Below are 22,970 nucleotides of genomic sequence, written 5' to 3' on the forward strand. Positions count from 1 at the left end.
TGCCCGTTAGCGCGGGATAAATTGTTGTCATTGTTGTTTGGATGATACTGGGGTGATACAACTGGAATACAAATCTATTAAACCAAAAAAAATTTACGAAGAAGTATCGGAAGCCATTTTAGGAATGATTAAAAATGGTACATTAAAGCCTGGTGATAAACTTCTTCCTGTTCACCAATTGGCGGAGCAGTTTCAAGTTGGCAGATCTGCTGTGCGCGAAGCGTTAAGCGCATTGCGAGCAATGGGCTTAATTGAGATGAAACAAGGTGAAGGTACATATGTGAAGAATTTTACTGCCTCTTCTTTAACATCATCATTAAATTCAACTTTGCTGATGAAACAAGAAGATATTGTGAATTTATTTGAAGTACGAAAAGTGCTTGAAGTAGGAGTAGTTGGTGCAGCAGCGTTAAAACGTACAGAAGAAAATATACACAATATGAAGCACTGGTTAGATGAGATGCAAAAGGGAATCGGAGATGAACAAGCTGGTGAAAAAGCAGATTTTCATTTCCATATGGCAATTGCAGAAGCTTCACATAATAATATTTTGTTAGAATTAATGAACCATGTCTCTGAAATGATTGCTGAAGCAATCGGTGAAACAAGACGAATTATTTTATATGGTGAACAAACAACAGCAGAACGACTTCTAGAAGAGCATCGAAAAATTTATGCAGCAGTGTTAGAGAATGATGTTGAAGCAGCGCAGCAAGCGATGCAAAATCACCTAACGAATGTGGAGTATATGGTCACAGGCATTGAAGAAACAAATTCGTAAGTTTATACCTTTTGATAAAGTAGAGAGAGTATAAGTTAGTGTTTTCTAAAGAAAGAATAAATATGAGCAGTTAATGTCTCGTTTCTTTCTTTTTCCTAAGTCATCTGATGACCATATGAATATTGACTGAGTTGAAATGAGGGGGAGCTATAATATGAAAGTTACATTGTTTGTTACATGCTTAGTCGATATGTTTGAAACAAATGTCGGCAAAGCTACGGTTGAAATTTTAGAACGATTAGGTTGTGAAATTGAATTTCCAGAAGCGCAAGTTTGTTGTGGACAACCGGCTTACAACAGTGGCCATGTAGAAGCAGCAAAAGAAGCAATGAAGCATATGATTAGCACATTTGAAAATGCTGAGTATATCGTTACACCTTCTGGTTCTTGTGCGACAATGTTTCACGAGTATCCACATGTATTTAAGGATGATCCAGAATGGGGACCACGTGCGCAAAAAGTAGCTAAAAAAACGTATGAATTAACACAATTTATTGTTGATGTGTTAAAAGTTACTGACGTTGGTGCTCGTTTGGATGGCGTAGCAACGGTCCATAAATCTTGTCACATGACGCGTTTACTAGGAGTAAAAGAAGCTCCAGGCATTTTATTATCAAATGTGAAGGGCTTAGAAGTGAGAGAGTTACCTAATGTACAAAATTGCTGCGGTTTTGGAGGAACGTTCTCGGTAAAAATGACGCCAATTTCTGAACAGATGGTAGATGAAAAAGTGGATAGTGTCATGGAAACAGGTGCTGATTATTTAATTGGAGCAGATTGTGGGTGTTTGTTAAACATTGGCGGACGTATCGAGCGTTTAGGAAAAAATGTGAAAGTAATGCATATTGCTGAAGTGTTGAATAGCCGCTGATGGAGGGGGAATTAAGCTATGTCTATGAAAACGAGTGATAAAAAATTTAATGATCGTGTTGGTGAAAATCTTCAAGATTCGTTTATGCGCGGGGCTGTATCATCTGCACAAACGCGTTTATACACAAAGCGTTTAGAAGCAGCTGAGGAGCTAGGAAACTGGGAAGAATGGCGAGATCTTGGTGAACAAATCCGTCAGCATACGCTAGAAAATTTAGATTATTATTTAATGCAACTGAGCGAAAATGTATCAAAGCGAGGCGGTCATGTTTTCTTTGCGAAAACGAAAGAAGAGGCAGCTGAATACATTAAACAAGTAGCTGAAAAGAAACAAGCGAAAAAAGTTGTAAAATCAAAATCGATGGTAACAGAAGAAATTGGTATGAACCATGTCCTTCAAGAAATCGGTTGTGAAGTTGTTGAGAGTGATTTAGGAGAATATATTTTACAAGTGGACAATGACCCACCATCTCATATTGTTGCGCCAGCACTTCATAAAAATAGAACGCAAATTCGTGATGTATTTAAAGAAAAATTAGGATATGAAAACTCGGATGATCCATATGAAATGACGAAATTTGTTCGTAAAATTCTTCGTGAAAAATTTATGGATGCAGAAATCGGGATAACAGGATGTAACTTTGCAGTTGCTAACACAGGTTCTCTTTGTTTAGTAACAAATGAAGGGAACGCAGACCTTGTTATGTCTATTCCGAAAACACAAATTGCGGTAATGGGTATGGAACGTATGGTTCCAACGATGGAAGAGCTTGATGTTCTTGTTGGTTTACTATGTCGTAGCGCTGTTGGTCAAAAACTAACAAGTTATGTAACCGTAGCAGGACCAATTCAAGAAGAGGAAGTAGATGGACCGGAAGAGTTTCATTTAGTTGTTGTCGATAATGGCCGTTCTGAAATTTTAGGTTCTGAGTTCCGTCAAGTACTGCAATGTATTCGCTGTGCAGCATGTATCAATGTATGTCCTGTATATCGTCATGTTGGTGGTCACTCTTACGGATCCATTTATCCTGGGCCAATCGGTGCAGTATTAACACCGCTTTTAGGTGGATACGATGATTATAAAGAACTTCCATATGCATCTAGTTTATGCGGAGCATGTACAGAAGCTTGTCCAGTAAAAATTCCATTACATGACTTGTTATTAAAACACCGCCAAGTAATTGTAGAAAAAGAAGGACGTGCACCACTTGCAGAAAAGCTTGCAATGAAAATGTTTAGTATGGGTGCTTCGTCAGCTGCTTTATACAAAATGGGATCGAAAATGGCACCAGCTGCAATGAGCCCATTTACATCTGGTAATCGTGTTTCTAAAGGTGTGGGACCGCTGAAAAATTGGACGGAAATTCGTGAATTCCCAGCGCCAAGCAAAGAAAGATTCCGCGATTGGTATAAAGAGCATAAGAAAGGCGGGAATAACTAATGGCAGGAACGATTCAAAATCGCGATTCATTTTTAGAAAATATCGCAAAACAGCTTGGACGTGAACGCAAAACAGAAGGGGTACAGCGTCCGGTATGGAAAAACAATGTGAATGTAGAAACGTTACATGATTACTCCCAAGAAGAATTATTAGAAGTATTCAAGAAGCAATGTAACAACATTCATACGACTGTTATTGAAACAAATCGAGATGAATTAAGTGTTGCAATTAAGAAAGTTGTCACGGAAAACGGCGGCGGACCAATTATGTTATCTCAAGATGATCGTTTTGAAAAGTTTGGACTGCAGCAATTGTTTGAAGCGGAACTTCCTGGTGAAAATGTAGAAGTGCATGTTTGGGACCCAGCGAAGAAAGAAGAAAACATGAAGTTAGCCGAACAAGCAAATATCGGAATTTCATTTAGTGACTATACATTAGCAGAATCAGGTACAATTGTCGTGCAAAGTCATAAAGGAAGAGGGCGTTCATTACACTTTCTACCAACTATTTATGTAGCCATTATTCCACGTGAAACAATCGTGCCGCGTATTACACAAGCGGTACGTGATTTGAATACACGTGTAGAAAATGGAGAGGCACCGGCTTCTTGCATTAATTTTATTACAGGACCAAGTAACTCTGCTGACATTGAAATGAACCTTGTTGTTGGTGTACATGGACCATTAAAAGCGTTTTATTTTGTTGTATAAATGAAGAAACAGGCCTTATAAGGGCCTGTTTTTTTATGGAGAAAGATGAATTTTTGAAAATACAATGTGTTACCTTTTCTTGTTATACTAGGCGAGAAAGGAGAGAATGAAATGCTATTTTATGTATATGCTTTTTTCACTGGTTTAATATTAGGCTCTTTCTATCACGTTGTTGCGTATCGGATTCCACTCGGTTATTCCATCATAAAACCACGATCACATTGTTCTCATTGTTCCCATGTATTACAACTAAAAGAGTTAATCCCCATTTTATCATTTTGTATTCAAAAAGGACGGTGTACGCAATGTAATATAAAAATTTCATATTTACATCCATTATTTGAAGGCATTTCCGGAGTGTTATTTCTTCTTACAGCGTTCTTTGTTGGGGCTGATGGGCAGCTTATTATTGCATGGACGCTGTTATCACTTCTTCTTATTGTTTCCATTACAGATCTTCTTTATATGGTTATTCCAAATCAAATTTTACTCTTTTTTGCAGGACTATTTTTAATCGAACGTTTTTTTATACAGCCATCGCTATGGTGGGATGGATTGTTAGGAGCAATGGTCATGTTTATGCTCTTATATATCATTCAAACTATTTATCCAAAAGGAATCGGAGGAGGGGATGTAAAATTATTTATTTTACTTGGTTTTGTCGTTGGAACAAAAGTGATACTGTTATCACTTTGTTTCTCATCATTATTTGGTCTTTGTTTTCTTATTATCTCAATTGCTCTAAAACGTATGACATATAATGAACCGCTTCCTTTTGCGCCTTTTATTGCACTTGGTACTATATGTACATATAGTATGTAGAGGAGGGGGGATAAGATGAATGTATTTATGGATGATCAAAGACCGTGCCCATCTGGTTTTACACTAGCGACGACAGTCGAACAAGCGCTGGATCTCATGCGGAATTATAAGATACATACGTTATCACTTGATTATAATATGGGATTTCGTCAGAGAAATGGGCTATTTTTCGTAGATGTATTTTGTAAAGAACGATTACATGTGGAGGAAATTCATCTTCATACGAATGATTCGATTGGACAACATTATATGTTAGCGCGGATACAAAAAGGAAAAGAGTCTGGAGAAATTTCTTCGTCCATTATAATTAAATGTGTTGGAAGTTACTAAAAAAGCAAGCATTCCAATCAATTTGGAATGCTCGCTCAATAAAAGTTTCATCTTATTTTACTTGCGCTGACAATGGAATAATTTCTTCAGTTTGTTCGGAATCGATTTCTGGTTTTGCAGATTTCGTTTTAGTCAAATAATGATAAACCATACCAACAAAAACAGATCCGCCAACTATGTTACCGATTGTAGCTGGAATTAAGTTATGAATCGCACCTGCAAAAGAAACTGTATCAGGATGTGGAACAAGTAAAGCAATTGAAAAGATGGCTAGATTTGCGATGCTATGTTCATATCCTGACATGAAGAAAGTAAATACAGTTAAAAATATCATAATTATTTTAGCTGTATCTCCTTTTACTTGTGATGGAAGGAAACATGCAAGACAAACGAGCCAGTTACATAAAATAGCTTTGAAAAATATGTGTGTTGTTGATGCGCCCATCTTTGTTGTGGCAACTACATTTAATAAGTGATTGTGACTTATTGTTTCATAAATACCAGTTGCATAAAATAGCAATGCCAAAAATACTGCTCCTACTAAGTTTCCTATATAACAAGCACCCCAGTTGCGAAGTGTATCGATAACAGTTGTTTCTTTACGTAAAGTTGCAACGGTGAAATACATTGTATTTCCTGTAAATAATTCAGCTCCACCAAATATAATTAAAATAAGTGCAATTCCAAAAAATATAGAGAATGCAAAATATGTTGCGGGTGAATGTGCATCATGAAAGAAATTTCCTAATTTAGAACATAGTACAATAACAAAACCCATATAGACACCAGCTAGCGCTGCCCGAAGGAAATATTGCATTGGATTGTTATCTAACATTTTTTTCTTTTTCTTTGCGAGCTGTACTAGGTAATCTACTCCTTGTTCTAGCATAAAACATTACGCTCCTTCAATAAATCATTTATTAATATTCTTTATATGAATAAATTACACGTATTTGTTCTTACTTTCAATAATCTTGTTCAATATTTCACAAAAAGGACAACATTTTTGTGAAATATTGAACAAAATATTGTATAATATATTTTCAAAATTGAGAAACTCTATCTATGGAGAAAAAGGAAAAAGCGCTGAAATTACAGCGCTTTTTCGTTATATTGTTTTGAATCTTGTTGTACGTTTGGCGTTGTTTCTTTTGATAAGAACCAACCACCTACACCAATTGACAGCAATACAATCCAAAATGTTAATTTCCAAGTAGTTGATTCTGGGAATTCGTGTGGGATGACGCCTAATGCAGGGTGAGCTAACGTATAAACTGCTAATTTCACACCAACCCAACCGACAATCATGAATGCAGCAGTTTCCAATCCTGGTTTACGCTGCAGTAAGTTTACGAAAGCGGATGCGGCAAAGCGCATAATAATTAATCCAATCATACCGCCTGCGAAAATAACAGCAAACTGTCCGATATCAAGTTCGCCAATTGTACCAAGATTTGTCTTCGGTAATGTCATTGCTAATGCAACAGCTGCTAAAATAGAGTCAACAGCAAACGCGATATCAGCAACTTCTACTTTAAATACAGTCCACCAAAAGTTTTCTTGTTTTTTCTCTGTCTCTTTTTTCTCTGTTTCTTGATGAGCTGCATTCTTTTTAACATACGTTTTTACAAGATGGTTACCAGCGATAAACATTAAATAAATGGCACCGATTGCTTGTACTTGCCATACATCGACAAGAAATGAAATCATAAACAATGATCCAAAGCGGAATACAAATGCTCCTGCAAGTCCGTAAAATAAAGCCTTTTTACGTTTTTCTTCCGGTAAGTGTTTAACCATGATTGCAAGGACAAGTGCATTATCTGCTGCTAAAATTCCTTCCAAAGCGACTAAAATAAGTAATACCCAACCATACTCCAATAATAAAGATAGTTCCATTTACAATCTCCTCTCGTTTGTACAAGCGCTAAACAAACAGAAGAAAATTCCCCGTTGTTTAGCTTCCCCAAAATAAGCTCTATCAACGGCGGAGGAATTTAGAAATGAATGCAAAAAAGACCTCTGCCGTTAATAGGCAAAGGTCTTGCTAGACATATGTAATAAACTATGCCAACAAAGCCGGAGGAACATGGTTCCACGTAATGACGACTTTGTTTCAGAGAATATTTTCTCTGACGCTACTCCCCTTTGGAAATATGCTATTACGTACAGTATATAAGTACTGCTAAAGTTTGTCAATCTGCTAAAAGAGTTTTGTGTGAATATTTCACTTTATGTACGCTAAAAAAGAGGCGGAGAATATCCGCCTCAAATCCATTGTTTATATTATTATCCACGTAATTGTTGTTGTGCAAGAGAAACGAGGCGTTTTGTCACTTCACCGCCGACAGATCCGTTTGAACGAGAAGCTGTGTTAGAGCCTAAATTCACACCAAATTCTTGTGCAATTTCATACTTAAACTGTTCTAATGCTTGTTCAGCACCAGGAACAAGTAGTTTATTTGTTTTTGCCATAGTATAAAACCCCTTTTTTCATTTTCAGCTTATAAGAGCTGATGATGTTATTGTATGTGTTTGAATTTCACTCATACGCGGAAGTAATCGGAGAGACTAACAGTTCTTGGAGGAAATGAAAAAGAGTAGCAGCGCTACTCTTTTTTCATAACGGTTGCTGTGCCTTCTACAACAACTTTATCGTATTGATTATAGATGTTTGTTTGTAATGTAATAATTCTTTTATCGTCGCGTTTTTCAATGACTTCAGCGACAACACGTAATGTATCTCCGATTTTTACAGGGGCACGGAATGCGATGTTTTGTGATAAATAAATGGTATTTTTTCCAGGAAGCTTTGTGCCAAGTATTGTTGAAATAAAGCTAGAAACGAGCATACCATGGGCAATGCGTTCTTTAAACATCGTTGTTTTAGCAAAAGAATCAAGGAGATGAATTGGATTTACATCGCCTGTAAGTTTTGCAAACGTAATAATATCTTCGTTTGCAATGGTCTTTGTTAAAGAAGCTCGATCCCCTAAGTGAATGTCATCATAATAAAGCTCTTGAACAGATTCTGCTTCTCGAAAAGGATTCATTTCTTCCTCCTTCTTTTCCATGTTGAAAAATGTGAGCGGTCCAGATGCAAAGGGAGAAAGAAGGGAAAGCGTATTTTTTGCAGTCAGTTGCCACATCTTTCTTATTTCATGGAAGTAAATAGATTTTTTGAGTTTTCCTCGAACTTTTTTACGAGGTCTAGTTGCATGGATTTGAATTCTTCTAAAAAACTTTCCATTTGTTTTTGAACCTCTTCACGTTGTTGTTGTTGTTGGTTAATTAATTGTTTTACTGCTTCTTCGAATTGTTCGCTTGTTTGTGAAAGTAAAGATAGGGATGCTTTTGTTGGAGACACAGTTAGCTGCTGCATATGATTGGAAAGTTCATTCCATTTTTCTTGCCATCCATCCATTTGTTCATTGAAGGAATTTCCGGAAAATTGTTTAACGTATTCAGAGTATTGCGCGTTTGCTTGTGCTGAAAATTGCTGGATTTCTTTCTCAATTTCTTGTGTACTTTCTGTTAATTTATGCAAAGACTCCTGCTGATGTTTCAACGTTTCTAATGTAAGTTGTTCCATTTGTTTTCCTGCTGAAGAGAAAAAAGAAAGAGAGTGTGACCAATTTTTCCAGAATGTATCAACAAGTTCGTGTGGTTTCGTTTCCATGACTTGACCTCCAAATAAAATTTTTACATATTGTGAACGCAGATTAATCTGCTGTATCACCAGAAGATGATGAAGATTTTTCATCCTTTACTGAAACTGTGGAAAATGGGAAGAACGCATTTGTGTATAGGTTAAAAAATGTACGAAGCATCTTTTGGTATTGTTCAAATGACGTAGCGCAAGAAGTTAAATATTCTTCTCCATATTCCGTTAAAGAATAAATTCGTTTTGCTGGACCTCCTTCACTTGTATCCCAAGTGGAAGATATGAGGTTTTCCTTTTCTAACTTTCGCAAAGTTCTATATACATTACCCTGATCAATAGAAGAAAAGCCAATATCCATTAGCATTTGAATGAGTTTGTAACCGTGAAGACTCCAGTCTTTAAGACAGAGAAGTAGAAATGGAACTAAGAAGTTTTTCGGCATGGAGTTTGGTTGTTTCGTTTGGGCCGTTTCCAAACTTTCTTTTTTTTCTGGTTCATTTTGTAGCATGATTGTGCATCACCTCATGAATCAGTTAATTGGGATTTTTTTCTTATATGTGCAATTTACACCTATCTGTATTTTTTGTCAATTGATTTTTTTGAAAATAGAAAAAATAAATATACCCTTGAACTTTCTGAAAGAATATCGGAAAATAATGAATAGATTGAATTATTTCAATTGTTTTTATTTGTTTTAATAACGAAATGAAGGAGTGTAGGAGAATTGATTGAACAAAAACTCGATCCACTACAAGCTTGGAAGGAAGTTTACGAACAGACAGAAAAGTTTTGGGGAAAAACGCTTAATGAAACAGTCAAGACAGAAGAGTATTCTGCATGGATGGGAAGCGTTTTAGATTTGAACTTGTTTTATCAAAAGATGATGAACGATGCAACAAAGGGGTATTTAGAGAAAGTGAATATTCCAACGCAAGAAGATATTGCACGAGTTGCTTCTCTTGTTATTAATTTAGAAAACAAAGTTGACAATATTGAAGAGTTTTTGGAGGAAAATACAGAATCCATTAGACAATCACCTACAATAAAACGTGATGTAACAAAAGTGAAACAAGATATTCGAACATTAGAAAATAAATTAGATAAAGTTTTAGAGCTATTAGAGGGGCAGAATGCAATATTAGAAAAATTACAAGTGCCAGCTGTACAAGCGAAACCAGATCCTAAAAAATAATTTCGTTAAATATATATTTGTTCAGAAAGTGGAAGGGAGAACCTCTTTCTAGGGCGATATATTATTTATAAATGTATACATGCATTATGCGGTGTACATCTAGGCGAAATCCATCCATCATGTAACCGCAAATTATAACAAAGGGGGAGCAAAAATGGCTCAATTACATGGAAAAGTAGCAATTGTAACGGGTGGAGCAAAAGGGATTGGAAAGGCAATTACAATGGCACTAGCAGCAGAAGGTGCAAAGGTAGTAATTAACTACAATAGCAGTAAAGAAGCTGCTGAGAACCTTGTGAATGAGCTCGCAAAAGAAGGACATGATGTATACGCTTGTCAAGCAGATGTTTCTAAGTTAGAAGATGCAAAGCGTCTTGTTGAAGAAACAGTACAGCACTTTGGGAAAGTAGACATTTTAGTTAATAATGCTGGAATTACAAGAGATCGTACATTTAAAAAGTTAAATCGTGAAGATTGGGAGCGCGTTATTGATGTAAATTTAAGCAGTGTATTTAATACAACAAGTGCTGTACTTCCATACATAACGGAAGCTGAAGAGGGACGAATTATTAGTATCTCTTCTATTATTGGGCAAGCTGGTGGATTTGGACAGACAAATTATTCAGCTGCAAAAGCTGGTATGATTGGATTTACAAAATCTTTAGCATTAGAACTTGCAAGAACAAATGTAACAGTAAATGCGATTTGCCCAGGCTTTATTGATACAGAGATGGTAGCGGAAGTTCCAGAAAACGTTCGTGAGCAAATTGTTGCGAAAATTCCAAAGAAACGTTTCGGTCAAGCTGATGAAATTGCAAAAGGTGTTGTATACCTTTGCCGAGATGGTGCGTACATTACAGGTCAGCAATTAAATATTAATGGCGGTTTATATATGTAATCTAACAACAAAGAAGTGCATGTCTATGATAGGTATGCGCTTCTTTCTTTCTAGAAGAAATAAAAATAAAGGAGTTGTGAACATGACAACGTTGAGAGCAGAATGGGAAAAGCAATTAGAGTTGTATCCAGAGGAATATCGAAAGGCATACCAACGCTTTAGACGAGCGAGTGAAGTGTTACTTCGTGAACCAGAGCCGCAAGTAGGGTTAACGCCGAAAGAGGTAATTTGGACGAAAAATAAGACGAAGTTATATCGTTACATTCCGAAGAAAGAAAAGACACATTCTGTTCCTATTTTGTTAATTTATGCTCTTATTAATAAGCCTTATATTATGGATTTAACGCCAGGGAATAGTTTAGTAGAATACTTAGTAGACCGCGGTTTTGATGTATATATGCTCGACTGGGGAACGTTCGGTTTAGAAGATAGTCATTTGAAATTTGATGATTTTGTGCTTGATTACATTGCAAAAGCTGTCAAAAAAGTATTGCGTACAGCGAATGCAGAAGAAATATCTTTGCTTGGCTATTGCATGGGGGGAACATTAACTTCTATTTACGCTGCACTTCATCCGCATATGCCAATTCGTAATTTAATTTTTATGACGAGTCCATTCGATTTCTCTGATACAGGGTTATATGGACCGCTATTAGATGAGAAATATTTTAACTTAGATAAAGCGGTGGATACATTTGGCAATATCCCTCCGGAAATGATTGATTTTGGGAATAAAATGTTAAAGCCAATTTCGAATTTTGTCGGTCCGTATGTAGCACTTCTTGATCGTTCAGAAAATGAGCAGTTTGTAGAAAGTTGGAGATTAGTTCAAAAATGGGTTGCAGATGGGATTCCGTTTCCAGGAGAAGCATATCGTCAATGGATTCGAGAGTTTTATCAAAAAAATAAGTTAGTAAAAGGTGAGCTTGTGATTCGCGGTCAACAGGTGAAGTTAGAAAACATTAAGGCAAATGTATTAAATATTTCTGCGAAACGTGACCATATAGCACTTCCATGTCAAGTGGAAGCTTTATTAGATCATATTTCTAGCGTTGATAAGCAGTATGTTTGTATTCCAACGGGGCATATGTCAATTGTATACGGCAAAGCAGCGGTAAAACAAACATATCCAACCGTTGGAAATTGGCTTGAGGAACGTTCAAAATAACGCGAAACCACAGGCAGTTGGCAATCGAGAAAAATTGAAGATAGCGCTGTTAGAGCGTGATAGAAAAATCCAGTTAGTGAAAACTATCTGGATTTTTTTATGGGAAATAAAGAAAAATAATAAGACAAAGAAATGCATCTTTATTTTAGGAGAGATTTCATGAAACTTCGATTCGGAAAATTGTTTTGGAATGAAGGGATTTCTATACCTTGTTATGAAATGCTGGAAAATGATATGATATGTGATGTGCTTATTATTGGAAGTGGTGAAACGGGTGCTCATCTTGCATATATGTTATCAATAATTGGACTACAAGTGGCAGTTATCGATAAAGGGAAAGTTGCAAGTGAAAGTACGCTTGTGAATACAGGATTGTTGCAATATGCTCACGATAAATCATTAACTTCGTTTGTTCATACATTTGGTGAAGAAAAAGGGGTTCGTGCATATCAATTATGTTATGATGCAATAAATACTTTGGAGCAAGTGGCAACAAAATTGGATATGAATCCCGAATTTATTCGTAGAGGAAGCTTGTATTATGCAAGTAATAAAGATGATGCTTTATTTCTACGAGAAGAATATGAAACATTACAACAATATGGTTTTCCTGTTGAATTTTTTACAGAAGAAGATATAAAAAAACGTTATTCATTTACAAAACCAGCTGCTTTATATACAAGAGGAGATGCGGAAGTGAATCCGTATGTATTGGCACATAGCCTTATTCATAAAGCAAAAAAGAATGGAGCGGCTATTTTTGAAGATACAGAGGTTGTTCATATTAAATCTGTTCAAAAAGATATAATCTGTTATACAAACAACGGAAAGAAAATTATATCTAAAGCTGTTATTGTAGCTACAGGATACGAAACGCAACAGACGAAAAAAGAAGCAAATGCAACTTTGGCAACTTCCTATGCAATTGTTACAAATGAGCAACCAAACTTTGAGGGATGGTACGAGCAGTCGCTAATTTGGGAAACTGCACGTCCGTATTTATATTGCCGCACTTATAAAAATCGAATTATCATCGGTGGCTTAGATGAACCGACTATGTTACAAAAGTATGGTGATACACATTTACTACATAAAAGAAACCTTCTTGTTCAAATGACATCAAAATTATTTCCACAGTTGAAACATATACAAGCAGAATATTATTGGGCAGCCATATTTGGCGGAACGCATGATGGAATGCCTATTCTGAAAGAGGATGAATCGATTGGAAATCTCTATTATGCATTAGGTTATGGAGGGAACGGTACCGTTTATAGTATGGTATTTGCAAAAATATTTCAAGAATTGTTTACATGCGGAAGTAGTTCGGATTTTGAAGTATTTCACCGCAAAAAAAGTTAAAGAAGTGATGGAATGAAAGCTATTAGAAAATGGTTACAACGTTTAAGGCCTGTACAGCTCATCGCTGTATTTTATAGCATTGCTGTGATTGTGTCTGTTATATTATTAAGCATGCCATTTGTTATAAAACCAGGAGTGAAGTGGACATTCATTGATTCCTTATTTATATCTGTTAGTGCAGTAAGTGTGACCGGTTTATCTACTGTGTCAATTCCCGATACATTTAATACAGCAGGTATTGTGATATTAGCACTTGTTTTACAATTAGGTGGGCTTGGCATTATGGCACTTGGGACGTTTGTTTGGATGATCACAGGGAAGAAAATAGGTTTGCAGCAGCGGCGCTTAATTATGGCAGATCAAAATCAAGGGAATTTAGCAGGACTGGTTCAGTTAATGCGCTCTATTTTAATATTAATCGTTTCGATTGAAGTGCTTGGTGCACTTTTGTTAGGAACAAGATTTTTACATTACTTTCCTGGCTGGAAGGAAGCGTATTTCCATGGTTTTTTTGCATCTGTTAGTGCGACAACGAATGCTGGATTTGATTTAACAGGACAATCGCTTATACCGTATCAAGAGGATTATATTGTACAAATTATTCATATGTTTCTCATTATTTTAGGTGCAATTGGTTTTCCGGTGTTAATGGAGATCAAGCAATATATTGGCAAAAAGAAACATGAATTATTTCGATTCTCGTTATTTACAAAACTGACAACGACAACGTTCTTTTCTCTAGTCATTGTTGGAACGATCGTTATTTTTTTGTTAGAATGGAATCATTTTTTGCACGGGAAATCCTGGCATGAAATGTTATTTTATACATTGTTTCAATCTGTTACAACCAGAAGTGGCGGCCTAGCAACGATAGATATTCAAGAATTTTCACCGCCGACGCTGTTCTTTATGAGTATATTAATGTTTATTGGAGCTTCTCCAAGTTCTGTTGGCGGCGGTATTCGTACAACAACATTTGCCGTTTGTATCCTCGTATTGTATAACTTTGCAAAAGGTAGTAGAAATGTACGGGTATTTGGGAGACAATTACATGAAGAGGATATTATAAAATCATTTGTTGTTGCATTGATGGGTGCATTGCTATGTGCGGTAGCAATATTTATTTTATGTATAACAGAACCATTTCCATTATTGAACCTCGTCCTAGAAGTGTGTTCAGCATTTGGAACGACTGGATTATCGACGGGAATTACATCAGAACTCACAACAATTGGAAAGTTAGTATTAATTGTGCTTATGTTTATCGGACGGATTGGTATTTTAACGTTCATATGGGTAATTGGGGGAAGAGAGAGACCTCCTCGATATAAATATCCGAAAGAACGGGTCATTGTTGGATAAGAAGAAGCTGACTTCCGTTATCGACCGTTCTTTGCAATATATCGGCGATTCGACATGAAATAAAGACACTTCGACGTTATTCGACATACAAGTAGTCAATCCGCTGAACTGTATCATATCGAAAAGTGAAGGAATCTGACTAAAAAGTGAATTTTTTAGTCAGATCCTTATATAAGAATAAAAGGCTTCTCCAAAAGTTTCACTTTTGGAGAAGCCTTTTTTACATTAATCGTTAATACCAAACTGAGGATGCATAAAAGTATCTTCTGAATCATTATTGTTCTTTTGCAGTAATTCCTGATTTTCTTCAGCAATCCAGCCAATATCATTTGTTGGATGTATCCATTGATCTCCGGCCATAATAGCAGGGTCAATATCATCACTCCAATCGTTTAGGGGGCTATTTTCTGAATTATATTGGCTATCGCCAATAATCACGCCATACTCATTGGTGAATGGTGGCTGCATCGTGATGCCAGTTCCTTTAAAAGAAGGAAAATTCATTTGATGCGGAATTGTTTCGTCAAGAATAGGAGAGTCGATCGGTTCGTTTTTCTTCACATACATCGCTCCTTGCTTTCTTCTTTTGTTTTAAACCTTGCATGTGGCAGAAACAGGCCCTGACTGTTTCTATGCAAGTTCAGAAGCTCTCGTCTACATAAAAAAGGGGTTTTTATGTCAGTATTTCAACTTGTATTTAAGTAGAAAGGTGTATAGACCTTCCTGTTTTATAGCATTTCCTCATATTGTGTGTTCGTAACTTGTTAACAGTTACCATCTATAGGGTAGAGTTTCAATGTCCATATTAGTACTACAAGCATTAATTTTATAGAAAGAATTAAGGGGTGTTTCGTATGGTAAAACGAAAGGTGAGTCGTAACGCAGCTGCAAAGAACAATCAAACGCCAAAAGAAAGTTTGCCGGATGCGGAATTTGCAGTTGAGTATGAAAATGAAAATGTTGCAAAATATGCAAATCGTAATTCAAAAAAAGGCAAGAAAAAATGAGGCGTTTTTACAAACGTCTCATTTTTTTATCCTTATATTAATGTTGATAATTCGCTGACACGAGCTGCGAATAACTCACATTGTGTCGTTTTCGGATTGTAGTAAGCGACAAGGAAAGAAGGATTTGAAATCATTTCACCGTGCTTTATGTAATGGTGGTAATCAAATGGTATTTGCTCTACAATCGTGTGTTTATATAGGTCCTTTTCTGTCAATTGAAGAGAAACAAATTGGTCTCCTAGAATGTTTGGATGCTCTAGAATTCCTTTATAATAAGCATTTACCTCTTCTTTTGTCCTTTGTTCTGTTGTCCATGATTTACGTGGGCGATATTTATGATTATGTAAATAATCGATTGTCATTAACCCTTTAATGATATGGAGCTTATCAGTTTTTCTTGATTGTAGAAACTGATACAGACGCTGGAATAAATCTTCTAGTTGGTGTCCGATTCGTATCCATCCTTGTGTATCCCAATAAGAGCCAAACTCTTGGAAGAAGTCAAAAGGTGTTTCGAATGCGTGTGATACGATATATGACACCGTGTTGTCCATACGATGAGCATTCCAATATTTTTCTAATACATCTTCAACTTGTTTAATTCGAATAATATCATCGAATGATAGGACATTATTTCCAAGCATTTCATATGGTGCATTTTCCATGTATATATATTGATGATCATCCGCTCGAAGACGAAGACCTGTACCACGCAGCAATTTTAAAAAGCCAAGTTGTAATTCTTCTGGTCCTAAAGCAAAGACATCATTAAATGTTTTTCGGAAGGATTGATAATCTTCTTCAGGAAGTCCGGCAATTAAGTCTAGGTGCTGTGCGATTTTTTGTCCATCGCGAACCATTGTAACTGTTCTTGTCAATTTTTCGAAGTTTTGACGTCGTTTTACAAGGTCGTTTGTTTGATCATTTGTAGATTGTACACCAATCTCAAAACGGAACAAACCTGGAGGAGCATGTGTATTTAAAAATTCAATGACCTCAGGCCTCATAATATCGGCTGTAATTTCAAATTGAAATACGGTTCCATCTACGTGTTCATCAATTAAAAATTGAAACATTTCCATTGCGTAGCTACGGCTAATGTTAAAAGTACGATCGACGAATTTAATAATGCGTGCACCATTTTGCATTAAATAGCGAATATCTTCTTTAATACGTTCACGATCGAAGTAACGGACGCCGACCTCAATAGAAGATAAACAAAATTGACAGCTAAACGGACAACCACGGCTCGTCTCGATATAGGTAATACGTTTATTTAAATGTGGGATATCTTCTGGAAAACGATATGGAGATGGCAATTCTTTTAAATTTAATTTCTCACGCTGTGGTTTGATTACATAGGTGCCATCATCTTTTATGAATCCAATACCGTCAAGGTTTTCAAATTGTTGTGAACCTTGTATTTCAAATAGAAGGTTTTTTACAGCAAGTTCTCCTTCACCGACAATAATAAAATCGATTTCAGGAACACGTTTTAGCCATTGAGGCACATCGTATGTAACTTCTGGACCACCAACAAAAATAATCAGATTTGGATTAATCTTTTTAAGCATTTGAATGACTTCAATTGTTTCTTCTATGTTCCAAATGTAGCAGCTAAAGCCTATTACATCAGGTTTTCGCCTATGTAAATCTGTAACAATATTCATGGCAGGATCGTTAATCGTATATTCAGCCATCTCTAAATCAAATTCTGGCTGGGCATATGCTTTAATATAACGAATTGCTAGATTGGTATGAATGTACTTTGCGTTTAACGTACTAATAATAATGTTCATCTTTTAACCCTCAACTTTAATTTTAAATTACATTGTTTAGTATAGGCATATATACGAAAAAAAAACAACATTCACTAGAACTTGAATTTACATAAAAAAGGACACTTTTTCCCGTACTGCTCATATAATTTACCAATAGAAAAAAAGTTGGCTGAAGGAAAGAAGGGACAAAGGTGAAGAAAAGAGTGAGTGAGAAGATAATTATATATGCATATATACTGCGAAAATTACGGATTATTAGTGAGAAAGAGAAGAATGCTATGCTACAAATTACGATGAATAAAAGAGCTCTATAATAAGGGCTCTTTTTATTTTTAGGGAACATGGCGAAAGCATATTGACAAAACTGTCTTCTCATGTGATAATTCAATTAAATTTTTCGAATTATCAAAAAATATTACTTTTTACATAGAAATAGAAGATAACAATACGGGGGTGACAATGTGTTATTGTTTTTGAAAAAATGGAAAGAATTACGGGATATTAAGATGGAATTGGCTCTTCGTGACTGGTTTTATGGGACAAAAATTAGTTTATCAATGCGTACGTCACATGATCCGCTTACGTTTTTGGTTAATATAGAAGGGAAAGATAAAGGGTTATTTGTGGAAGATGATTTTATTGTAGTTAACAGTACATGTGAACCGGTATTTGCAATTGATGAGAAACCGGCTTCTGAATCATTTATGCACGCAGATATTTATAAAAAAAGCCAGGCGGAATGTATTCTACAAGTACAAACAGTTGATAGTCACTTAATGTCAGAGTTATATGGAAAAGCAGGGGAAGTAACGTTTGAACAGAGAAATGTAGAACGTGTTTTTGGGAAAGAAGGGATTACAAGTATTACAATTCCAATCGTAGAAGATGAAAGTAAATTTGCGAATTTGTTAGAAGAGACTGTGCCTTGCTTTACAAAAGGAGGCGGAGCAGTTCTTGTTCACAATTACGGATTAATTGTTTGGGGAACAACGCCAGAAGAAACAAAAAAATGGTTGGAGGGATTAGAGTACTTAATGAATTATCATGTAAAATTGTTAATGATTAAAGGAACGAAAAGTTCGGTGATGTAATCGATAGGCCTCTTTAGGTAGAAGTACCTAAAGAGAATTGGAATCAGTTAGGAAGTAACCCTAAAAAAATGAAAGCGTTTTACTTTTGAAGTTTTATTCATAAAATACGGCTCTCCTTATTATATATAGATTACATGTCATCATGTGGGGAGGAACGTATTTTGCGAGTTAAATATCATTTTCTTCTGAAGCAACAAGTTGTCAATTGCTTCGAAAATGAAGAGGCAGGGCGAGCTTTAGAGATAATGAATCGCAGTGGATATAGAGCGATTCCTGTTTTAGCAGAGAACGGTAAGACATTTAAAGGTATTATTTATAAAGTGGATGTGTTAGAGAATAAATATAAGGAGCATGAAGAAAGAAAAGAAAGTGTTTCTGAGCTAATGAAAAATGAGCAGGCTTTTATTTTTGAACGGGATTCTTTCTTTAGAGCTTTTTATACCATTCGTAGATTGCCATTTTTAGCTGTACTAAATGATTATCATGAATTTATAGGTATTTTAACGCATTCTAATATTTTTGATGTGATTGAGGACTCATTTGGAATGAATACAGGTGGGTATATATTGACATTAGCGACGCATGAATCGAAAGGAATCATTAAAGAGCTAGGCACATTGTTAAAGGTGTATAATATTGGAGGATTATTCACGTTAGATAATGGTGATCAATATATTAGACGTCTTATTGTTAACATTACGGATGATTTGAATCAAAAAGAGTTAGAAACGTTAGTGGCGAAGCTAGAGAAAAAAGGTTTTCGAGTTAGTCATGTAGACCGTATTTAGAAATAGAGGGAGGCGAAAGCCTCTCTCTATTTTTGTGAAGAGACAGGTGGAATTGGCGATACAAGATCAGATAAGAAGATAAAATCGGCCTTTTCTTGAATTTTAGGAATATAAGATTTAATGACAGAAGATGTAATTTCTCCTGGAGGCCCAACGTGACCAATCGCTACCATAACAGGTTCAGTTCTTACTTTTTGTAAGAGAATATTGGCTTGTTTCGTTACGTGAGCTGAAGTATATAAATCATCAAAAAATAGTTTATTTTCGGCAATAGGAACGCCGATCTCTTCGCCAATTTTTTTTACAACGCTGTGTGGACTAGTTTTACTATCTAAGTAAAATAGACCATGCTCTTTACAAACGGATAGTATAATGCGCATTACTCTTTCATCAGCAGTTACTTTTGACCCCATATGATTGTTCATTCCAATTGCGAATGGAACTTCTTTAATTGCCTGTTTGATACGACTTTTAATTTCAGCATCACTTAAATCGGTTGTAATTGCATTTGGGCCAAGCCACTCTTTTTTTCCTTTTACCGGTTCCATTGGCATATGAATAATAACTTCGTGTCCTTTTTGATGAGCAGACGCCGCGTCTTGTTTTGTAGATGGAAGAAATGGCATAACTGCGACAGTTAACGGGATAGGCAGTGATAACATTTTTTCCGTTCCTTTCATATTATTTCCAAAGTCATCAATGACAATCGCTACTTTATTTGTGTGAGCAGACGCTGGTACAGAAAAAGTTACGATTGGCAGTAGTGCGGTAAGGAAAAAAATAATTATATATTTTCGCATGTACAATTCTCCCTTCGTATAATACAAAGCATCCATAATAAAGTGAAACTTTAATCAGTGGGGGCTTTCATCGCCTGATGATTAGTTGAACCAATTGAGATCGTTGGTGCGGTGTAACTGCTAATTTACTGTTATCGTTTACGTTTTGAATGAATTTAAACGCACAAAATGTCGAAAATAAAATTGTAAAAAGCAGAAATTCTCCGTTTGATAGGGATTTTCATTAAAATAATATAAAAAAAATGTCTATTATTGCGAATGTATTTACAAAGATAGAATAATTTGTAATAATTCTCAAGGTGAGGATAAAGATTTGTAAATTATAGGGAGAAAATGTTAAATTTTCTGAACGTTTGTACTTAATAAGGAGAGAAACAGAAAGTTTCATTCTTAATAAGGATGGAATACAAATTATGAAAGGATATCGAGGGGGATATACATGTTTGTAGTAAAAAGAAAATCTACAATGGACAAGCTTTTGTATGATATTCATGTGAAGCGCGAAGAAATGATTCATTTAGGACTTACAAGTGGATTTAATAGCTTGGAGACAATTCAAGTAAGTCAAGAATTGGACGCGCTTATTGTGAAATATCAGCGTTACAAAGAGAAGAAGGTATCAAAATGGTTTTTAATGATAAAAACATTACTTTTCAAAGTGACGTACAATGAGAAATCGCATGCAATTTGGACAACATTTATAAAGTAATCATCCCATGAAGAAAAGGGATGATTACCGTGAATAGAGCGGGAGTAGAATGTATACTGTTGTTCCAATATTTTCTGTACTTTCAATCGTAATTTGACCATTATAAATTTCAATGATTCTTTTGCATACGACAAGGCCTAGTCCCGTTCCTGTATCTTTATTTGTGAAAAACGGATGGAAAATTTGTTTTTGAATGTGTTTAGGAATTCCTTTTCCAGTGTCTTTAATTTGTAATTGTGCTGTATTTTCACTTGCATCAATTGTAATTGTCAATGAATCTCCTAATGACATTGCTTCAAAAGAATTTTTTGTAATATTTAAAATAATTTGTTTAATATGATCGTTTGAACAACGTATCGGAATTGAATGTTCAGGCATACGTATGGAAAGTTCAACGTTATGTAAATTTGCCTCTGATTGAATAATTAACGAAACTTCTTTTACAATGTCTCTTAAATCGTATGTTTTTTCAATAATAGCAGTTGGTTTCCCAAGAATAAGGAACTCACTGACAATCTCATTAATCCTTTCAATTTCCTTCTCAATAACAGAAAAATAAAATTGGTCTTTTTCATTTGTATGTGTTTCTTTTAAAAGAGTAATGAGCCCGTTAATACCTGTAAGAGGATTGCGGATTTCGTGAGCTGTACTTGCAGCGAAAGAACCAACTAATTCTAGTTTTTGTAATTCATTTTGCTTTCTCTCTAATTTTGTTTGTCTTTTTAGAAGAATGTATTTTATAACTAAAAATAAAATAGTCATAAGAAATAATGTTATTAAACTTTCCGTAAATACGTTACGATATAAAATGGTTTCTTTAATAGGTAATGGATAAATAGCAACGCTCCACGGTAATCTTGTTAATGGAATAGTCATTTGTTTTGTTTGTCTTAGGGCAAAATTTGGATTATTATCGTGTAAAAATGTAACGCCATACTTATCCAGTACTTCAAAGTGATATTTTGGTTTAATCGCATTTAAAGACGTTGCAATATAGTCAAACCGTAGGGTTGCTAATAGCAGCCCGGAAACATCTTTGTTTTTATTGAAAACAGGAGTGGAAATCACAATCACTTTATGGCCAGAAGCACGATCTGTAATTGCAGATGAAACCGTTGTCTGTTTATTGTTCAAAGTTTCAGTTGCGTAAGAACGATCAGTAATATCGATAGGAACTTTTAATCCCGATGATGATAATGAAACTTTCAAATCCGTATGAGCATAATACAGGCCATCAAATCGTTCAACGGTTCCATCTGTACTATGGAGAACTTGTTGTATTTCAGTATCGTTTTGTGCTTTTGTGCTAATAACTAACGCAAGCATTTCTAATGCAGAGGTTGCTTCACCTAGATAACGATCTAAGTAGTCTCTATATAAAAAGACGGCGGAATGAGCTGCTTGTTTATTTTCTTTTTCCAATGTATATTTTTCGTACAAAAACAAGAGAGAACTAATACAAAGGGTTGGCAATATAACAAGCAAAATATATATAAATGTGTTGCGGAGTTTTACGTTCAAAATGCTTCTCCTTTTGTTTTTATATTTATTATATAAAAACATTCTGAAATGTGTAGTGTTTTTGTAGCTTTTTGTTGTAATATGTTGAAGCGGGCAGTGTTTTTTATAATCTTTATTTGAAAAGAAATTTAGTAAAGGATGGAAGTGTTATGACATCTCAGTATGAAAGAGAAGATGTTTCTAAATCGTTAAAACTATTTATTGCTTTATCACGTGTGCACCGCTCTGTAATGGATACTGCCAATAAGTCTATTCAAAGCAATGGATTAAATCCAACCGAGTTTGCTGTACTAGAACTGTTATACCATAAGGGAACTCAACCATTGCAGCAAATTGGAGAAAGGATTTTAATTGCAAGTGGTAGTATTACATATGTTATTGATAAACTAGAGAAAAAAGGACTTGTTGAGCGAAAGCCTAGCCAAAATGACCGTCGTGTTATTTACGCTTATTTAACGGAACGAGGGATACAATTAATTTCTAATATCTTTCCGAATCATGAGGAAGTCATACATGATTCATTACATATGTTATCAAATGATGAAAAAGATCAACTCATAGCTTTGTTAAAAAAGATAGGGAAATATGAGAAATAATAAAAAACTTTGAACTATTCATTCAAAGTTTTTTGTTATTTCTGTGACTGCAGGCGGTAACTATATAAATGCAAATT

26 protein-coding genes are annotated in these 22,970 nt (G+C 35.3%); 16 read left to right on the forward strand and 10 right to left on the reverse strand.

Annotation, left to right across the window (positions count from 1 at the left end; genetic code table 11):
• Positions 1-91 precede the first annotated feature (91 nt).
• From BM211_RS02985 to BM211_RS03010, 6 genes are all read left to right on the forward strand, one after another.
• On the forward strand, positions 92-781 hold the full coding sequence (locus BM211_RS02985; protein WP_256216826.1) for a FadR/GntR family transcriptional regulator: 690 nt from the start codon (positions 92-94) through the stop codon (positions 779-781).
• A 154-nt stretch (positions 782-935) separates the two neighbouring features.
• Positions 936-1,652, forward strand: coding sequence for a (Fe-S)-binding protein (locus BM211_RS02990; protein WP_035435490.1), 717 nt, complete (start codon positions 936-938; stop codon positions 1,650-1,652).
• Between the two features lie 18 nt (positions 1,653-1,670).
• Positions 1,671-3,092 carry a LutB/LldF family L-lactate oxidation iron-sulfur protein gene (locus tag BM211_RS02995; protein WP_035435488.1) on the forward strand — a complete coding sequence of 474 codons (1,422 nt, stop codon included), beginning with the start codon at positions 1,671-1,673 and terminating at the stop codon, positions 3,090-3,092.
• Positions 3,092-3,802 (forward strand): LutC/YkgG family protein, encoded by a 711-nt coding sequence (locus BM211_RS03000; protein WP_090995062.1) that lies wholly within the window; start codon positions 3,092-3,094, stop codon positions 3,800-3,802. The genes BM211_RS02995 and BM211_RS03000 overlap by 1 nt, the downstream gene beginning before the upstream one ends.
• A gap of 111 nt (positions 3,803-3,913) precedes the next feature.
• Positions 3,914-4,624, forward strand: a complete 711-nt coding sequence (locus BM211_RS03005) for a prepilin peptidase (RefSeq protein WP_090995065.1) — start codon at positions 3,914-3,916, stop codon at positions 4,622-4,624.
• Positions 4,625-4,639: 15 nt separating this feature from the next.
• Complete coding sequence (locus tag BM211_RS03010; protein ID WP_035435479.1) at positions 4,640-4,954, forward strand: cyclic-phosphate processing receiver domain-containing protein; 315 nt, start codon at positions 4,640-4,642, stop codon at positions 4,952-4,954.
• Between the two features lie 52 nt (positions 4,955-5,006).
• Here the strand turns inward: BM211_RS03010 and BM211_RS03015 are convergent, their stop codons facing one another.
• From BM211_RS03015 to phaQ, 6 genes are all read right to left on the reverse strand, one after another.
• On the reverse strand, positions 5,007-5,843 hold the full coding sequence (locus BM211_RS03015) for a formate/nitrite transporter family protein (protein ID WP_035435477.1): 837 nt from the start codon (positions 5,841-5,843) through the stop codon (positions 5,007-5,009).
• Positions 5,844-6,046: 203 nt separating this feature from the next.
• Positions 6,047-6,853: a TerC family protein gene (locus BM211_RS03020; RefSeq protein ID WP_090995068.1), complete on the reverse strand. Its 807-nt coding sequence runs from the start codon at positions 6,851-6,853 to the stop codon at positions 6,047-6,049.
• A 390-nt stretch (positions 6,854-7,243) separates the two neighbouring features.
• Positions 7,244-7,429: an alpha/beta-type small acid-soluble spore protein gene (locus BM211_RS03025; protein WP_020061915.1), complete on the reverse strand. Its 186-nt coding sequence runs from the start codon at positions 7,427-7,429 to the stop codon at positions 7,244-7,246.
• Between the two features lie 134 nt (positions 7,430-7,563).
• Positions 7,564-8,007, reverse strand: coding sequence for a MaoC family dehydratase (locus tag BM211_RS03030; protein WP_035435472.1), 444 nt, complete (start codon positions 8,005-8,007; stop codon positions 7,564-7,566).
• A gap of 101 nt (positions 8,008-8,108) precedes the next feature.
• Positions 8,109-8,633, reverse strand: a complete 525-nt coding sequence (gene phaP, locus BM211_RS03035) for a polyhydroxyalkanoic acid inclusion protein PhaP (protein ID WP_035435471.1) — start codon at positions 8,631-8,633, stop codon at positions 8,109-8,111.
• Positions 8,634-8,676: 43 nt separating this feature from the next.
• On the reverse strand, positions 8,677-9,126 hold the full coding sequence (gene phaQ / locus BM211_RS03040; RefSeq protein WP_035435470.1) for a poly-beta-hydroxybutyrate-responsive repressor: 450 nt from the start codon (positions 9,124-9,126) through the stop codon (positions 8,677-8,679).
• A gap of 216 nt (positions 9,127-9,342) precedes the next feature.
• On the opposite strand from phaQ, the gene phaR reads away from it, so the two are divergent.
• The 5 genes from phaR to BM211_RS03070 all read left to right on the forward strand — a co-directional run bounded on the left by phaR (position 9,343) and on the right by BM211_RS03070 (position 14,600).
• A complete protein-coding gene (phaR, locus tag BM211_RS03045; RefSeq protein ID WP_035435468.1) occupies positions 9,343-9,810 on the forward strand; it encodes a polyhydroxyalkanoic acid synthase subunit PhaR in 468 nt (155 codons plus the stop codon).
• Between the two features lie 154 nt (positions 9,811-9,964).
• On the forward strand, positions 9,965-10,708 hold the full coding sequence (locus BM211_RS03050) for an acetoacetyl-CoA reductase (RefSeq protein WP_035435466.1): 744 nt from the start codon (positions 9,965-9,967) through the stop codon (positions 10,706-10,708).
• An 82-nt stretch (positions 10,709-10,790) separates the two neighbouring features.
• Positions 10,791-11,876: a class III poly(R)-hydroxyalkanoic acid synthase subunit PhaC gene (phaC, locus tag BM211_RS03055; protein WP_035435464.1), complete on the forward strand. Its 1,086-nt coding sequence runs from the start codon at positions 10,791-10,793 to the stop codon at positions 11,874-11,876.
• A 159-nt stretch (positions 11,877-12,035) separates the two neighbouring features.
• On the forward strand, positions 12,036-13,238 hold the full coding sequence (locus BM211_RS03065) for an NAD(P)/FAD-dependent oxidoreductase (protein WP_035435459.1): 1,203 nt from the start codon (positions 12,036-12,038) through the stop codon (positions 13,236-13,238).
• 12 nt (positions 13,239-13,250) lie between these two features.
• A complete protein-coding gene (locus tag BM211_RS03070) occupies positions 13,251-14,600 on the forward strand; it encodes a TrkH family potassium uptake protein (RefSeq protein WP_035435457.1) in 1,350 nt (449 codons plus the stop codon).
• 225 nt (positions 14,601-14,825) lie between these two features.
• On the opposite strand, the gene BM211_RS03075 is transcribed toward BM211_RS03070, so the two are convergent.
• Positions 14,826-15,161, reverse strand: a complete 336-nt coding sequence (locus BM211_RS03075; protein ID WP_035435456.1) for a DUF3905 domain-containing protein — start codon at positions 15,159-15,161, stop codon at positions 14,826-14,828.
• A 293-nt stretch (positions 15,162-15,454) separates the two neighbouring features.
• On the opposite strand from BM211_RS03075, the gene BM211_RS26320 reads away from it, so the two are divergent.
• Positions 15,455-15,607, forward strand: a complete 153-nt coding sequence (locus BM211_RS26320; protein ID WP_035435455.1) for a hypothetical protein — start codon at positions 15,455-15,457, stop codon at positions 15,605-15,607.
• 32 nt (positions 15,608-15,639) lie between these two features.
• On the opposite strand, the gene BM211_RS03085 is transcribed toward BM211_RS26320, so the two are convergent.
• Positions 15,640-17,406, reverse strand: a complete 1,767-nt coding sequence (locus tag BM211_RS03085) for a B12-binding domain-containing radical SAM protein (protein WP_090995074.1) — start codon at positions 17,404-17,406, stop codon at positions 15,640-15,642.
• A gap of 443 nt (positions 17,407-17,849) precedes the next feature.
• On the opposite strand from BM211_RS03085, the gene BM211_RS03090 reads away from it, so the two are divergent.
• Entirely contained in the window at positions 17,850-18,479 is a 630-nt protein-coding gene (locus BM211_RS03090) for a class II aldolase/adducin family protein (RefSeq protein WP_090995077.1), read from the forward strand.
• Between the two features lie 161 nt (positions 18,480-18,640).
• On the forward strand, positions 18,641-19,267 hold the full coding sequence (gene cbpA / locus BM211_RS03095; RefSeq protein ID WP_035435450.1) for a cyclic di-AMP binding protein CbpA: 627 nt from the start codon (positions 18,641-18,643) through the stop codon (positions 19,265-19,267).
• Positions 19,268-19,293: 26 nt separating this feature from the next.
• On the opposite strand, the gene BM211_RS03100 is transcribed toward cbpA, so the two are convergent.
• Positions 19,294-20,067 carry a divergent polysaccharide deacetylase family protein gene (locus tag BM211_RS03100; RefSeq protein WP_035435447.1) on the reverse strand — a complete coding sequence of 258 codons (774 nt, stop codon included), beginning with the start codon at positions 20,065-20,067 and terminating at the stop codon, positions 19,294-19,296.
• Positions 20,068-20,506: 439 nt separating this feature from the next.
• Between BM211_RS03100 and BM211_RS03105 the strand changes: the two genes are divergently transcribed.
• On the forward strand, positions 20,507-20,776 hold the full coding sequence (locus BM211_RS03105) for an aspartyl-phosphate phosphatase Spo0E family protein (protein ID WP_035435446.1): 270 nt from the start codon (positions 20,507-20,509) through the stop codon (positions 20,774-20,776).
• A 24-nt stretch (positions 20,777-20,800) separates the two neighbouring features.
• On the opposite strand, the gene BM211_RS03110 is transcribed toward BM211_RS03105, so the two are convergent.
• Entirely contained in the window at positions 20,801-22,297 is a 1,497-nt protein-coding gene (locus tag BM211_RS03110; RefSeq protein WP_035435442.1) for an ATP-binding protein, read from the reverse strand.
• A gap of 149 nt (positions 22,298-22,446) precedes the next feature.
• Between BM211_RS03110 and BM211_RS03115 the strand changes: the two genes are divergently transcribed.
• Positions 22,447-22,893 (forward strand): MarR family winged helix-turn-helix transcriptional regulator, encoded by a 447-nt coding sequence (locus BM211_RS03115; RefSeq protein ID WP_035435440.1) that lies wholly within the window; start codon positions 22,447-22,449, stop codon positions 22,891-22,893.
• The last annotated feature ends 77 nt before the right edge of the window (positions 22,894-22,970 follow it).

Origin of the sequence: Bacillus sp. 491mf, from assembly GCF_900112415.1 — a bacterium.
In the GTDB taxonomy this organism is placed as follows: domain Bacteria; phylum Bacillota; class Bacilli; order Bacillales; family Bacillaceae_G; genus Bacillus_A.

Bases quoted from the DNA above. Each gene is read 5' to 3' on its own strand.
- BM211_RS02990 (WP_035435490.1), top strand. From the start codon at position 936: ATGAAAGTTACATTGTTTGTTACATGCTTAGTCGATATGTTTGAAACA.
- BM211_RS02995 (WP_035435488.1), top strand. From the start codon at position 1,671: ATGTCTATGAAAACGAGTGATAAAAAATTTAATGATCGTGTTGGTGAA.
- BM211_RS03000 (WP_090995062.1), top strand. From the start codon at position 3,092: ATGGCAGGAACGATTCAAAATCGCGATTCATTTTTAGAAAATATCGCA.
- BM211_RS03005 (WP_090995065.1), top strand. From the start codon at position 3,914: ATGCTATTTTATGTATATGCTTTTTTCACTGGTTTAATATTAGGCTCT.
- BM211_RS03010 (WP_035435479.1), top strand. From the start codon at position 4,640: ATGAATGTATTTATGGATGATCAAAGACCGTGCCCATCTGGTTTTACA.
- BM211_RS03015 (WP_035435477.1), bottom strand. From the start codon at position 5,843: ATGCTAGAACAAGGAGTAGATTACCTAGTACAGCTCGCAAAGAAAAAG.
- BM211_RS03020 (WP_090995068.1), bottom strand. From the start codon at position 6,853: ATGGAACTATCTTTATTATTGGAGTATGGTTGGGTATTACTTATTTTA.
- BM211_RS03025 (WP_020061915.1), bottom strand. From the start codon at position 7,429: ATGGCAAAAACAAATAAACTACTTGTTCCTGGTGCTGAACAAGCATTA.
- BM211_RS03030 (WP_035435472.1), bottom strand. From the start codon at position 8,007: ATGAATCCTTTTCGAGAAGCAGAATCTGTTCAAGAGCTTTATTATGAT.
- phaP (WP_035435471.1), bottom strand. From the start codon at position 8,633: ATGGAAACGAAACCACACGAACTTGTTGATACATTCTGGAAAAATTGG.
- phaQ (WP_035435470.1), bottom strand. From the start codon at position 9,126: ATGCTACAAAATGAACCAGAAAAAAAAGAAAGTTTGGAAACGGCCCAA.
- BM211_RS03050 (WP_035435466.1), top strand. From the start codon at position 9,965: ATGGCTCAATTACATGGAAAAGTAGCAATTGTAACGGGTGGAGCAAAA.
- phaC (WP_035435464.1), top strand. From the start codon at position 10,791: ATGACAACGTTGAGAGCAGAATGGGAAAAGCAATTAGAGTTGTATCCA.
- BM211_RS03065 (WP_035435459.1), top strand. From the start codon at position 12,036: ATGAAACTTCGATTCGGAAAATTGTTTTGGAATGAAGGGATTTCTATA.
- BM211_RS03070 (WP_035435457.1), top strand. From the start codon at position 13,251: ATGAAAGCTATTAGAAAATGGTTACAACGTTTAAGGCCTGTACAGCTC.
- BM211_RS26320 (WP_035435455.1), top strand. From the start codon at position 15,455: ATGGTAAAACGAAAGGTGAGTCGTAACGCAGCTGCAAAGAACAATCAA.
- BM211_RS03085 (WP_090995074.1), bottom strand. From the start codon at position 17,406: ATGAACATTATTATTAGTACGTTAAACGCAAAGTACATTCATACCAAT.
- BM211_RS03100 (WP_035435447.1), bottom strand. From the start codon at position 20,067: ATGCGAAAATATATAATTATTTTTTTCCTTACCGCACTACTGCCAATC.
- BM211_RS03105 (WP_035435446.1), top strand. From the start codon at position 20,507: ATGTTTGTAGTAAAAAGAAAATCTACAATGGACAAGCTTTTGTATGAT.
- BM211_RS03115 (WP_035435440.1), top strand. From the start codon at position 22,447: ATGACATCTCAGTATGAAAGAGAAGATGTTTCTAAATCGTTAAAACTA.